Genomic DNA, 13,593 nt, shown 5'->3' on the forward strand with positions numbered 1-13,593 from the left:
GCAGTTCGGCGGGAACCGAGAGCGATTCCGGCGCGGTCGCTTACTCATCCTGTACCGCCGTGGGCTTCGAGGGCGTACAGGATGTTCTGCTCGGGAAGGTATCCAAGCTGGTGGGAGCTCAGAACCGAAAAAACAAGCACGGAGTAGCAGTCCATACCTCACACACCCTGCGCAACCTTTTGGCTCCCGAGCGACCGGGCGTGGGCTATTCCAGGCCTGCTGGCTCAGAAGGAACTTCTGGAAATCCTAATGTCTGTCTTTCCCTCCTCACGCTACTCCCCCCCTGTTGACTTCACCACCGGGACTCGAAGATTCGGCTTTGTGAAGTTCCGCTTGGGGCATTCACGCAAGGGGACGGTATTCTTGGTAGAGCAACTGTTCCTGCCGAACGAACGTGGCTGGATGTTTTTTCAACCATCGTTTTTTGGCCCTCCGCACCTGGCGTTCATGCCGCGAGGGCGTCATCGCGCAGACTTCTCCGTCGACGTCGTCTCACCTCGGGGATCGGACGCGGTCCGTCTCATTGTGAGTATAGAGCCCAGAGGACGGCGCAGGATCTATCGGGACGGGGCTCAACTCTATTGGTGCAGCATTCTTGGTCCAGCGGATCTCGATGCTCACGCGGCGGGGGTGGCCCATCGGTTGCCCAATGGCGACTTTGCCCTTCGCCTGCAACACCACACAACGATGATGGCTTCAACGGCATCACTGCCTCGGGGTACTTCCGGGCATCGCCTTGGAACCTCCAAGCGTGGCGAGGGAGCCGTAAATGCCCAATACGGCCGAGATCCGCATGAGCACTTCAACACCCAAAATCAGGTCCTGTTGCTCTCGCGCCTTTGCCACCCATTCGCAAAACGTCGCGACCGGCGGATCTCCGACAATCCGAACTTGCTCTGCCTCAGTGAGCCCCCACTGGCCGGCGGATACAAGGAAGGTCCGCAGACCAGGTCCGCTGAGACTTCGGCGGTTTTCTAACGCGAAATCGATCTCATTCGACATGCAGACTCACTCCGGTTCATGGCTCAATGAGCATAGCAGGGGACCGGCTTCTTGCCCCAAGCCTCCGAGTGACGATCACCCTTGCGCGCGATCCCGCGATCAGGATGCCGTTTCCGCCAAAGTTAACCGATCCAGAGATGCGCGGGTCACGACGACGATTTCGTCGTTGTCCACTATCGGCAGGCGACCGGCATTGGCTTGTCCACGATGCGGGTCGCCGCCGGCAACCCGTCGCTGCGGCAACCACGCCGAGCGATCTCATGCGGATCGACCCCATCAAACCAACCCGTGACTGCAATCGCACACCAGCTGGTCCGCTTCGGGGTCAACTCCGGTCGTAGAACGCAACCACTGAAGGTCCGCTTGCGCATCTTCCGAGGACCTTCCGCGCACCAAACCCGTTGGAGAGTCCCTTTCATTGTGGGCGGGTTCAAATCATTTTTGTTGCCACCGATGTCTCACCAAATTTACGCGGTTGTTGCGAGGCAAATGTCTTGTCAGGTCAGCGGCTTACCAACAATCCGGTGGTCTTTGCTACCGAATGCCGCAGCGACCTTCGTGTTTGCGGAGGCAGCATGCCGGACAAGAGACATCTGGCGGTGCTTCAAATTCCCGAGTTGATTCCATCCCAAACTTCGGCTGAGTCGCTTTGAAGTGACGGATGAGACCGATTTTTGGCAGGGCAAACCTATTGGCCAGTCTCAGTGCACGCGCACCCGTATCGGTCCGCCGCAGGGGTGCGGCGGGCTTTGCCTTCCTTTGAAGCGCATTATGGGGTGAATGTGACCAACCTTTGGGTACGGTCCCGGGAAGTTCGCCGTCCCTTACCGCTCACTGCCCTCAAGGGAGCGATCCTCCGAATATCCTGCGGATGACCTCATCGGCACCGGCCTCGAAGCAGCGGCCATGGCTGAGCACAATTCGCTGTGGGCGCCAGGAGCGGATCTTCCCGATCGCCGCCTTCGCCTTGCGCCGCTGGAAGAGGAGCGGCAGCCGCATGCCGAAGAAGATCTGGCCGTAGGGATGATACATTCCAGTGAGCCTGGCGGCCATTCGCCAGGGCTCGGACATCTTGTCCAACTCGAGATTGATGATCGTGTCCGTGAGGATCAGCGTCCTCGAGGTCTTGTGGAAGAAAATGATCTCCTTGAAATAGCCGCCGGGGAACAGCAGTTGGTCGATCTCCCCGCGCCATTCTTCCTGCGCATGGGCGTCGAGATCCCTCGTGAAGTCGATGTCCACTTGCCGGGCCCGTGCCCGTTGGCGCACCCGCGGTGACGCCCACGCAATCGCGTCCGGAAACGCCCGTGCCCATTCCCCGATATGCGCGTAGTGGAATTGGTTGGGCGACACGAGATGACGCACCGACCCCAACCGCTGCAACTCCCCGGCCAGTCCCTCGTCGAACCTGATCGGCGAATGGAGGACGAGGTTGCCGTTCGACAGCCGCACCACGGTCATTCGGGTCGTGAACGGAAGCGGCAGCCTGATCCCGCCGACGGTCAGGTATTCGAATGGCCCATCGACGATGCCGATGTCCGGCGCAAGTGGCTTGTAGACGTTGATCGGCTCGTAAAGGGAGGCACCCATGGTGCAGGCCGCCAAAGTGCTGCGGAATATGGAAGTTACCGCACCTGCCCGCAGGCTGGCTACGTGCGCCGAAGAAGGTTTGCACTGCCGCGTCGCCTCTGCGCGGGATGCCCGGCACCTGACCGCACCCGGCCTGAAGGAGGATCCCCAGGCAAGGATCTGCGTGATCCCGAGGGTGGCGATGACCACCCTCAGGCTTGGCTTCGGCATGGCAGGATCACTCGCCAGGGATTCGGTTGCGGAGTTCGACACGCGCGGATCTCAGCAGCAGCCTGCGGGTTCCGAAACCTTCTCCGCCACCTTCCGGCATCCACGGAGCCACAGCCACAGCCGTTCTTGCCACTGGCCTTGGCGTCGGCATCCGCGACGCAGCAGGCGGGATTCGCTGGCGCATTCAGGGGGTCAGAAGTCGAAGTTTCGCTTTACCCCGTGTGCATCCATCAGTTCCCCCAGGCCGTCAACGGTCAATTCCAGAATCCTGGCGACCTTGCGCACCGAAATGGCTCCCCGGTCAAACCCTTCCGACACGGCCTCGAGGAATTTCCGGCTCAGGAGGAGCGGCGTCTGACCGAGCGGCATCATCCCGCCGTTGTGCCTGAGGTCCGAATCCTGGATCGCATCGACTTGGGCCTCGTCTATCCATCCCATGGTCTTCAGGCGCCACTTCAGCGATACGGCGCTTACGCCGAATTCCGTAGCCGTCCGGTTGAGCCAGCCTACAATGTCCCCGTCGGGTTTTGCGCGGGCTTCCAGCAAGTACCGGGGCATCAGCAACCCGGCAGCGAATTTGTCCGCAAGCTCCTCGACCCGCTTCTTGCCCCGGCTCGTGCTCGTCCCGTCCTTCATGACGGCCGTGAGGCGCCGGGATGCGAGCTTTGAGCCAGCGACGAGTGCCGCCAGTGCCCAACAAGGGCTGGTTCGCGATCTTCCGCCACTATGGTCCGCTCGACCCATGATTCGACAAAGGCCTGGCTGCCCAGATCGAAGCGGCGAAGTGGTCTTGCCTGCGCGAGTGGCGACTGTTCTGGATTGGGTCAGGCTCTGAAGATCTCCTGCCTTCGCGAAGGTCTGCTTCGGCCGGACAGGCAGACCAAAGCCTTTATTCCGAGACGGGCCAGGAGGCGGCCTTCCGCCTTGGTGCACTCTGGAATGCTTTGGCCCTAAACCGAGCCGAGCTAATCTCGATGGGTGCAATCCACGCCGACCCGTATGGGAGCTATCCGATCATAGCCCGCCAGGACGCACCAGGAACTGGCGGGCTCGTGTGCCTACATCGTGTACGCGGCTCTTGGTTTCGGATGCTTGAGGAAGAAGCGCATCATCTCGCGACTGGCATCGGGTCCCCGGGGCTCAGTATAGGAGCCAGTCGGACTTCCCCCGGACCAGGCATGGCCCGCCCCGTGAAGAACCCAATGCTCAAGCATCGGGTGGCCGGTGTCATCGCTCGCGACCGTGCGGGTATAGCTGATCCCGCCGGGAGCCTGATCGCGGCTGACCGTCGTCTGGAAATCGGAACCCGCCTTCGACTGAGCAACGACCTGGTCCCCGTTGACGGGGTTCACGGTCGTGTCGCGATCGCCATGGAACACGATGGTGGGAACGGGCTGCTTGGCCTCCCGGTGACGAGGCGCCCCGCCCTGGCGCATGGCGGCAAACGCTGAGGGCATGTCACGAGCGACCCCGCACGCCAGCCCAGAGTGGACGCCCACGGCAGCATAAAGATCCGGGTAGGCAGAGCCCATGATCGCCGCCGCTGCCCCGCCGGCGGAGAGCCCAGCGACATAGACCCGTCCGGGGTCGACTGAGAAGTCATGCGTGATCTGACGGGTGATACCAGCGATCAGTGAGGGCTCGCCCCGATCCCGCTGCTGATCGGCTGCGTTGAACCAGTTCCAGCACTTGGACACATTGGCCGACTGGGCCTGCGCCGGATAAGCAACCAGAAACGTCTGCTCCTCGGCCAGCTCGTTCATCTGCGTGCCGGCGGCAAAATCGTCCGGCGATTGGGTGCAGCCGTGCAGCATCACCACGAGGGGCGCAGGCTGACCTGTGTAGCCGCTGGGGATGTAAACCTTATATGCCCTGCTTCCAGCCTCATTGGCAAAGGTGCGCTCTTCGAAGCGGGCCCCCTCGGGCAGCGGGGCCGGTGCACGGGCTGGACCAGGTCCAACCAATCCATCGGGGCCGACCCCGGAACCGGGTTGTCCCATGCGCTTGAGGAAGCCGCGTAACGCTTCCGGTACCTGGGATTGGTCCACGCCCCCGGTAAGATCCTCAAAGGCGTGAGGCTTCAGAGATGGGATGTTGAATCTCGGCGGAGTCCACGCGCCTTCCTTGGAGGATGGTGGCACAATATCGATGGTCTGCCCACCCCGCCGCAATGGCTGCTGGCCGGCATCTTCAGCCCTGACAGCCGAAGTAGCGGATGGATGGGCGCTCGCAAGCCCTCCCTGAAGAATTGCCATGGCTTCTGCGAGCCGGCCTTCACAGGTGAGACGGGTCGCCTCGAGCATGTCGATGTTCGGTTGTGCGTTCATGGGTTCGGTCCTCTTTGTGGGGTGACATGGGGCAAAGCCGCGCCTGCCCCTTACCGAGTCGGAAAGGGTCGGGCAGGCTCTAAAGACAGTGAGACGGGTGCTACCCGGTGGTCAGCGAATGCGGTCCTTGAGTGCCTCTTTTACAGCCGGACTGGCATGCAAGGCGCCAAGGACGTGAAGGGAGGCGATTGTCTGCCGCGCCAATTCGGGCGTGACATCGTTGGCGATGCTGGCGAGACCCAGAACCTGGATGTGCAGCACTTCACCGGCAGCTTGCACCGCCTCCAGATCCTGGCGGCTGTAGTTGCGCAGGCCAAGATCGAGCTGGTGCCGCTCAACCGACTTCCTGACGGCGTCGCTGTGCCGATCAAGCTGGTTTCGAATGGCAGTCCGGATGAAGTCGGTACGGTTGGCGTAGAATCCCTCCTGGACCAAGAGATCGATATGGCCCAGGTCAACATAACCGAGGTTGATTGTGATCTTCTCGCTGTCTGAAGCCTTAGGTCGAAGTTCGTGTACATTGTCGGCCATTGCGACCCTCCTCTCACCATCTAACAGGATGGTATATGGATGGAGGGCGAGCACGTTCAAGCCCGGTCCTGGGAGCGGACCACAGAAAGGTCCGCCGAACGGGGCTGAAGCGGAAATTCGGATAAGGTCTGCCTAGTGCCAGAAGCGGACATGCCAGCAACGATCCGTGCGCCACGTTCGCAGAGATCTGTTGACTGTTTAACTTTAGGATTGGACTGGTTCAGGCCGGCAGCCCGGCAAGACGCAAGCCCTCGCGCAACCGTTCCACATCCTCGTCCCGTCGCAGGTACGAGACGTCGACGACCCAGTCCACATATTCGCTTGGACCTGCCGCAGGATCGCCACGCCAGTAGCTCCGGACGGATTGGACAAAAATTTCAGCGCATCGCTGCGCCTCTTCGATGCGACCGAGATGACCACAGGCCGCCGCGCGCCAGGCCATGTCCCTCGGATGGCGCGCTGGCGCGTCGATTGTTCGCCGTTCCAGAAGGGTAGCTACTTCGCTATAGCGGCCAAGCAGGAAGAGGATGCGCGAGAAATAGTAATTGTACCAGTAAGGGTGACGCGGATTGAGCCTGAAGGCGATCTCGGCCGCGCACAGAGAGCGCTCGGGCTTCCCCACACATGCCTGAACCCATGCCCAGAAGATCTGGATCATGGGATCATTCGGGTTCATGGCACGAGCAAGATCGGTGTGGCGTTCGGCGCGATCAAAATCACGCCAGGTCAGACACATATACCCGAGCGTGGCGTGCACCCGTGGGTCGTTCGGATCGAGCGCGACTGCTTGTTCCGCCAAGCGCAATGCCGTGATCCGGTTGTCGTCCTGTTCCCGAGATATCCCCACGCCACCGTCCGTAGAGCGGTTCATGTAAGTATAGGCGAGACCCGTGTAGGCGCGAGCGAACGTCGGATCAATCTGGAGCGCTTGCTCGAACAGGGCTTGCACCCGCGCCTGGGCTTCGAGTGTGAACGTATCGGAGAGGCGATATCCCTGAAGGAAGAGGTCATAGGCGCGGATGTCCTCCGGCGAACGCCGACGGGCAGCCACCTCGCTGTCGTCGATAACCCGCTGAGCCACCGTTGCCACAATGCTCTGCGCGATCTCCTCCTGGATGGCGAACACGTCCTCGAGGGCCCGGTCGTACCTGTCTGCCCAAAGATAAGCTCCGGCAACGGCATCCACAAGCTGAGCCGTGATGCGCACGCCGTTTCCGGCCCGGCGGACACTGCCCTCGACCACGTATCTGGCACTGAGCGCGCGGCCAATCTCGCGCACATCCATACTCTGCCCACGGAACGCGAAGGAGGAGTTGCGAGCGATCACGATGAGTTCGCGGAAGCGTGCGAGCTCCGTGATCACATCCTCGGTGATGCCGTCGCTGAAATAGACCTGCTCGGGATCCGCGCTCATGTTCTCGAAAGGCAGTACCGCCACCGCAGGCTTGTCAGCCAAAGGGAAAGTTGCCGTTGTGACGGCACGAGCACCATCAAGCACGATACGGTAGGCTCGCACGGCCCGCACGATATTCTTGAGGCGCTGTTCACCCGCATACTCAAAGTGACAATCCAGCTTGCCTGAGAGCTGGTCATGGGCCGCTCCGGAGATCAGAACGCCCCCTGACGGGCACGCCTGCTCCAGGCGGGTTGCCACGTTGACGCCGTCGCCCATTAGATCATCCCCCTCGACCACCACATCGCCGAGGTTGACTCCGATGCGCAGCACGATCCGACGCTCCGGGGGAATCTCCTCTTGGCCAGCCGCCAATTGCCGTTGGATCGCCGCGGCGCAAGCCACCGCACCCACGACGGACCCGAACTCGGCGATGAGGCCGTCACCCATCAGCTTGACGATACGGCCACGGTACTCGGCCAGGAGAGGCTCCAGAACGGTCTGGCGCAGGCTCTTCAGAGCGGCCAGGGTTCCGGCCTCGTCCGCCTCCACGAGCCGTGAGTAGCCGACCACATCGGTCGCCATGATCGCCGTCAGTCGTCGTTCTACTTGGGACGGCATCGTCTTATCCCCCGCAGCTTCAACCCCGAAATGCAACCAAACCGGAGGCGGAGAACAATACCTCAGCGGCGCCTCTGGGACGACCGCGAACGGCGACGGGGATGCGGTTGCCGGCACCAGCGAAGGGTCAAAGTGCGAATAGAGCCGAGCTAATGAAGGTCGGCTCATCCTTTCGATGCGAGGCTAGTTGGTCGTGCCTGAGCGACGGGTCTGGTCTGCGGCTCTCGTAAAAGCAACAGAGCACAACAGACCTCAGTCGATCAGGGACAGATCCCAGCAAGAGGAGTATCATCCTCGGGCGACGATAGCTTCTCTGGGAATGAGCCATGAAGTCGATCCTCGTTCCTATGGAAGAGCATGTCCTCATCCAGTCTGTCCTTAAGACGGGGCTGATGCTCGGGCGTGCCCTGGACGGCTACATGGAGGGCATGGCGATCACGCCCAACATGCCCTCCTCCTACGCGTCTGATATTACCATTGGCGCGATTGGCGACATATCATTTCTTGATCCTGAGGTTCGCCGCCGACGGTCTGAAGCCTCCCGTCGTCTCTTTGAGACGTTCATGGCGGCCCAAGGGGTTCCGCGGCCCGACACTGGTCCAACCGGGCTTTGTTTCGGCTGGCGCCTAGGAGAACTTAAAGAGGATGATTTTGTTGGCCATTATGGGCGAGCGTTTGACATTACCGTTCTCGGGCGGCCGAGCGACCAAGCCAATCACCCCCGGCCTCCCACGGTTGAGGCAGCGCTGTTTGAAAGCGGCCGGCCGGTTCTGATCGCTCCGCCGACTCCGCCCGAGACGTTTGGTGCGACGGTTGTGATTGCATGGAACCGGAGCACGGAGACGGCACGAACCGTCGCGCTGGCCATGCCGCTTTTGGCCAAGGCGCACCGAATCATCGTGATCGATCTCGAAGACTGGGGCGTGTCAGGTCCGTCGACCCGAGAACTCAGGCACACTCTCAATCGAAACGGCCTGCCGGTGGAGATCCGAACTGTCCCAAACCCGAATGGGCACGCCGGCGAGGCAATTCTGTCCGCGGCTAGGTCGATGGGTTGCGACCTGCTTGTCAAGGGAGCTTACACCCAGAGCCGATTGCGACAGTTCATCTTTGGCGGTGCAACCAGCCACATTCTGTCAAATACGACAGTTCCGGTCTTGATGGCTCACTAGCCATAGTCTCAGCACACTTGCGGGGACGAACGAGTTCGGCCAGTGGCACTTTCGTGCTGGGGTCCGGAGATCACGGAAACTCATTCAGCCGGTCGTCACCGTGATTTCCGGTATGTGCAGGGGGATGCCGCGAGACATAGTGCGCGTGGGTGGGGAAGGACCATCCGGTTGGTCGATCTGCTTCAGAACGGCAATTCGCACAACAGACGTCGCTTGCCCTCCCCTGGACATACCCCGCGAAACCCTAACTCGGCTTCGTATGTCAATCAGCCCTTTAATTGCGGGTCTGAGTCAAGTCGGGATCCGCTGTGCCTTCGCCGGGGTCATGGTCCTTTCCGAGGTCAGTGCCTCATGATGATGGTCGGGTCGGGTGCCTCAACGTACGCCACGAAGTCCGGACGAACCGTCGTCAGCTGATTGACCGAGGTCACCACAACCACCATCCCGGCGGGGACATCACGGGTTCCGCGAGCCGGATACCCGAGAACTGGATTGGATGGATCGCAGCCTATGCAGTCTTCTCCTGCCCAGACTCGAAGGTTGTGCCGTCAACCCAGAGACAGTGAAGCAGAACTGCGAGCTTGCGAGCGATGGCGACCTCCGCCTTCTTCATGCCTATTCGCTTGAAAGGCGCATTCCCCATGCTTTCGGCGTCGACCATTTCTTCGTGCGATGCATCAGAATGCTGGCCGCCGCCTCATAGAGATAGCTTCGTAACAGCCGATCACCCCAGCGCGAGACACGGCCTTTGATGTCGGTGTCTCCCGATTGATCTCGTTTCGGCGTCAGGCCGAGATAGGCCACCCACGTTGGCAGCGGAACGAAAGCGTGAAGGATCATCGATTGTGTGGCGGAAGGTGAGCGCCGTTACCACGCCGATGCCCGGAACCGTCACCAGTCGTCGCGTGGTGTCGTCTTGGTGAGCAAGCTGTCGAACCTGTCTGTCGAGTTTCTCCTGCTCACGACAGACCTGCTCATGAATGGTCAGCAAAGAATGAATGACAGGAGCCAGCCCATGCCTATCACCGATTAGGTCCAGGACGTCCCGTCGGAACTGCGAACCGATGGATCGCCCGAAGAGCAACCCGTTTCGTTCACATGGAGCGAACCTGGTTCTTGAGGTCGCGCCGGATGCCGACCAGCCTGGAGCGGGCGACCAGGATCGAGCGAACGGTTTGACTTTACGCACTCTTGACCTTCACCTCGCGGTACCACCCGACGCGAACCAAGTCAGCAAGTCCGCGAGCGTCGTTCTCGTTGCTTTTGTTCATTCGTACTCATAGCGTCCCTTTCGCACGGCGGGCATGGATGCAGACGACCGGCAGCCCCACGTGGGTCACAGCCAGATCGACATCGCTCCCGTCTCGAAGCCAATCCGTTCAGCGTGGGGCGCATGCTTGCGCAGCAGCGCCGTCCAAACAGCCTGGATCGGAGTTCGCCTTTCCCTGAAAGACGAGCTTGCCAGTCGCGTCCACAACACAGACGGACGTTTCCTTTTGCGACGCATTGAGCCCCACGTACTGCTTCATTTCCTTCTCCTCAATCGTCACTACGACTGGTACCAGCCGCCAAGTAAGTCTGGTCGAAAGGAGCAACGACAGCAATTACGTCATCGTGCGCAAAACTTGCATGCCGGAACACACGACGCATCCTCGCTGCGAGCTTGGTCCAACTCGGGCGAATGGACGAGGCACATCAGGAAGCGGCACTATTCATGACGAGCATTCCGCTCTTCACGACCAGCTTTTGGGCCGCGGTGCAACCTTTCTGCGACGAGGAGATGCGCGAGCAATTCGTTGACGGATATCACAAGGCCGGTTGCCAGACTGACGGACGATCCCGGGCGCCGCCTAGCGCGGAGGTTCGTGCGACTGCTGGATTGGGACGGGCTGAAGCAGCCGCCCATGCGCTTGCCTGCCGTCTTCCGGGCCAGATGTTCCACCGCGGTAGCGCCCTCTTTACGCCCATCAGGAAACAGCTGTCAGCCCAGCTTTCCGCAGCCCTTCCAGGAAATGAGCCATTGGTTTCATCGTGTACGGAACCGAGTCCCGGACCCAGTCAAGCGAAACATTCGGCTGCAATTGCCGAAGGGTGCTTATGGCGGAAGTCGCTTCCTCGACTTGTCCCGCCTGCGCCAAGCTGGCGCACAGGACGCGATGCGCGCCCAGGATGCCTGGCCGGAGCTGCACGGCTTGGCGCGCCCATTTGACTGCCTCGGGATATCGCGTCGCAAGATAGTGGGCGGCGGCGATGCCAGCTAGGATGAAGCCGTTCAACGGGTCGCGGGGGCTCATCCTCAGCGCCTGCTCGAAGCAGCATAAGGCTTCCTCAGACCGGCCATCGAAGACCAGCGTCCAGCCGAGAGCGCCATGGGCAGCAGCGAAGTTTGGATTGAGATCGAGGGCGGCGTGGAGGTGCCGGACCGCGTCATCTGTCCGGCGCCCAGTGAACGCCAGATATCCAAGCGCCGCGTGAGCCCAAGGATCGTCCTCGTCCAGTTCCACTGCGCGATGGGCAAGATGGGCGGCAAATTCTCGATCGCATCCAGCGGGTATCCATCCAACGTAGGCTGAGACCAAAAGCGCGAAAGCCAGCATGCTGTGCGCTGGCGCGTAGTTCGGATAACGCTGCACGGCTTGCCGCAAGATGGTGATTGCCGTCTCGCTTTCGGCTGCGGTCAGTTTCCAAAAGTGAGACAGACCACGGGCGACGAGATCCCAGGCGTTAAGATCATCGACCGATCGCAGTTCCGCACGTATTCCCTCGGCCGCCAGGAGCTTCGGTTCGATGGCTGCCGTGACGCTGGCCGTGATCTCGTCCTGAAGCGCGAAAATGTCGGCAAGCTCACGATCATATCGCTCTGCCCAGATATGGTTGCCCGTAACCGCGTCAATGAGCTGGCTAGTGATGCGCACGCGCTGTCCGATCTTGCGCACACTCCCTTCAAGCAGATAACGGACTCTAAGATCGCGCCCGACCTGCTTTGCGTCCGCGAACTGACCTTTGTAGACAAACATTGAACTGCGAGCGATGACGAAGAACCACCGCAAGCGCGACAACGCAGTGATGATGTCCTCGGTGATCCCGTCACTGAAATATTCCTGCTCAGCATCGCCGGACATGTTGGTGAACGGTAGAACTGCGATCGAGGGCTTGTCATCGGGCCTCCCAGCAGATGAGACGGGTTGGGTCGGGTCGCTCCACCCGTCCAGCCGCACCCTATAGGCCCGGATGGGCCGGTCGAGGTTTTTGACGCGCTGCTCGCCCGCAAATTCCAGGGTCAGATCAAGCTTGCCCCGCAGGTGATCGTAGGCCGTGCCAGAGATCATAATCCCGCCGGGCTCACAGATCTGTTCCAGCCGCGCCGAAATGTTGACCCCATCGCCGAGGAGATCCTCCGCATCGACCACCACGTCACCAAGATTGACGCCGATGCGAAATACGATCCGGCGCTCTGCCGGTACCCCCGCCTGGCGCCCGGCGACGTCCTTCTGCACCGCGACCGCGCAGGCGACCGCATCAACCACCGAGCCGAATTCGGCGATCAGACCATCACCCATCAGCTTGACGGTTCGGCCGTGATGCTCAGCCAACAAAGGGGCAAACACCTCGTGTTGCAGTGCCTTGAGGGCCGTCAGGGTACCGGCCTCATCCTGCTCGACGCGATGGGAATAGCCGACCACATCCGCCGCCAGGATCGCCGCAAGCCGCCGCTCTACCCATGCTGCTGCCATCGTGGATCTCCCTTAGGGAGGTTCGTTGGACGGGGCTGCGACACTCATCCGCAGCCATCCTTCCGCCCGCGGGATTTCACATCCGTGTGCGGCATCATACCAGCCCCGCATCAAAGTGGCGAACGCCTGGCGCGGCGATTCCGGTCCGCCAATTGATCCCGGAGGTTTGCCCCGCGCGGGCGGTGCACACACCGTCCCTCTCCGGATTGTCGGCTTCGCGTCAAAATGCGAAGTAGAGTGGATCGACGGAAGGTCCGCTCAAGCCATCGATGCGGAAATCCAGCTAAGGTCGGCCTCGTGCCATCAGGAGACATCCGGGAGCACACTGCCCCAGGCACCAAATCGTTGACGGCTTACAGAGGGGTGGAATCTTGCGGACGCCGTGTGTGGAAGTGTGGTGAACGCTGCGGAGGGCCGCTGCCAGCCAGGCTTACGCTAGCCACGATGGACATGGCCCCGCCGGTCTCGGCCGAAGTGAGGATCGTCTTGTAATGTCCCCAGCCATTCGATGACGCCTACGCCCGACAGCTCGTCGTGCATCGCGTTCCCCTTTACTGCCGGGCCGGGTTCGTTTGTTGATTCCAGCTTACTTAATGGCGGGTGTTGAGGAAATGAAGCTCATGGATGGTGACCAACCCCACCAGGACAGCCTCGGTGGCATCAAGGAACTTGGCGGACGGGAAATGACGGGATGCCTCAGTGAACGCAAGGCGGTGGATCATTGCGAGACGTCCCCGAACGCTTGGCCGTCCGACAACAGACGCGAGACGTTACGGAGCTTGTCGGGATTTCGGGTGATGTAAACTCCTGTGATGCGACCATCCTCAATGGCGAAAGCCGTCGTCTGTAGAACCCCGCCCCGCTCCCGGCTGATGTAGCCAGGCAAGCCATCGATCCAGATCGGCTTGACGAGGCTCACCCAATCCTCTCCGAACTTGCGGTGGAGGCCCTGGTACAGCCGCAGGATACGGTCGACACCAAAGATTGGATTGAGGAAGGCGAGAACCTTGCCG

8 protein-coding genes and 2 pseudogenes are annotated in these 13,593 nt (G+C 61.0%); 1 reads left to right on the top strand and 9 read right to left on the bottom strand.

The features are described 5' to 3' along the window. Positions 1-705: 705 nt before the first annotated feature. The 6 genes from FEZ63_RS14410 to FEZ63_RS14435 all read right to left on the bottom strand — a co-directional run bounded on the left by FEZ63_RS14410 (position 706) and on the right by FEZ63_RS14435 (position 7,674). Positions 706-1,002 carry a hypothetical protein gene (locus FEZ63_RS14410; RefSeq protein WP_150945632.1) on the bottom strand — a complete coding sequence of 99 codons (297 nt, stop codon included), beginning with the start codon at positions 1,000-1,002 and terminating at the stop codon, positions 706-708. Positions 1,003-1,842: 840 nt separating this feature from the next. After that, on the bottom strand, positions 1,843-2,592 hold the full coding sequence (locus FEZ63_RS14415; protein WP_150945635.1) for a DUF4336 domain-containing protein: 750 nt from the start codon (positions 2,590-2,592) through the stop codon (positions 1,843-1,845). 402 nt (positions 2,593-2,994) lie between these two features. After that, positions 2,995-3,438 (bottom strand): ImmA/IrrE family metallo-endopeptidase, encoded by a 444-nt coding sequence (locus tag FEZ63_RS14420; protein WP_150945637.1) that lies wholly within the window; start codon positions 3,436-3,438, stop codon positions 2,995-2,997. Positions 3,439-3,860: 422 nt separating this feature from the next. Continuing rightward, complete coding sequence (locus FEZ63_RS14425; RefSeq protein ID WP_150945639.1) at positions 3,861-5,129, bottom strand: extracellular catalytic domain type 1 short-chain-length polyhydroxyalkanoate depolymerase; 1,269 nt, start codon at positions 5,127-5,129, stop codon at positions 3,861-3,863. 111 nt (positions 5,130-5,240) lie between these two features. Continuing rightward, the gene (locus tag FEZ63_RS14430; protein ID WP_150945757.1) at positions 5,241-5,660 is read right to left on the bottom strand and encodes a CopG family transcriptional regulator; all 420 of its coding nucleotides are present in this window, start codon (positions 5,658-5,660) and stop codon (positions 5,241-5,243) included. A 220-nt stretch (positions 5,661-5,880) separates the two neighbouring features. Next, positions 5,881-7,674: an adenylate/guanylate cyclase domain-containing protein gene (locus tag FEZ63_RS14435; protein ID WP_150945640.1), complete on the bottom strand. Its 1,794-nt coding sequence runs from the start codon at positions 7,672-7,674 to the stop codon at positions 5,881-5,883. A 326-nt stretch (positions 7,675-8,000) separates the two neighbouring features. Here FEZ63_RS14435 and FEZ63_RS14440 point away from each other — a divergent pair, with 326 nt between their 5' ends. Continuing rightward, positions 8,001-8,846: a universal stress protein gene (locus tag FEZ63_RS14440; RefSeq protein ID WP_150945642.1), complete on the top strand. Its 846-nt coding sequence runs from the start codon at positions 8,001-8,003 to the stop codon at positions 8,844-8,846. 508 nt (positions 8,847-9,354) lie between these two features. Here FEZ63_RS14440 and FEZ63_RS26365 read toward each other — a convergent pair. The 3 genes and pseudogenes from FEZ63_RS26365 to FEZ63_RS14460 all read right to left on the bottom strand — a co-directional run. Then, positions 9,355-10,375: pseudogene (locus tag FEZ63_RS26365) on the bottom strand (IS110 family RNA-guided transposase). Between the two features lie 438 nt (positions 10,376-10,813). After that, a complete protein-coding gene (locus FEZ63_RS14450) occupies positions 10,814-12,580 on the bottom strand; it encodes an adenylate/guanylate cyclase domain-containing protein (RefSeq protein WP_150945644.1) in 1,767 nt (588 codons plus the stop codon). A gap of 718 nt (positions 12,581-13,298) precedes the next feature. After that, positions 13,299-13,593, bottom strand: a pseudogene (locus FEZ63_RS14460) (RNA polymerase sigma factor SigJ); the annotation flags it as partial.

Source organism: Microvirga brassicacearum (assembly GCF_008757455.1).
In the GTDB taxonomy this organism is placed as follows: domain Bacteria; phylum Pseudomonadota; class Alphaproteobacteria; order Rhizobiales; family Beijerinckiaceae; genus Microvirga; species Microvirga brassicacearum.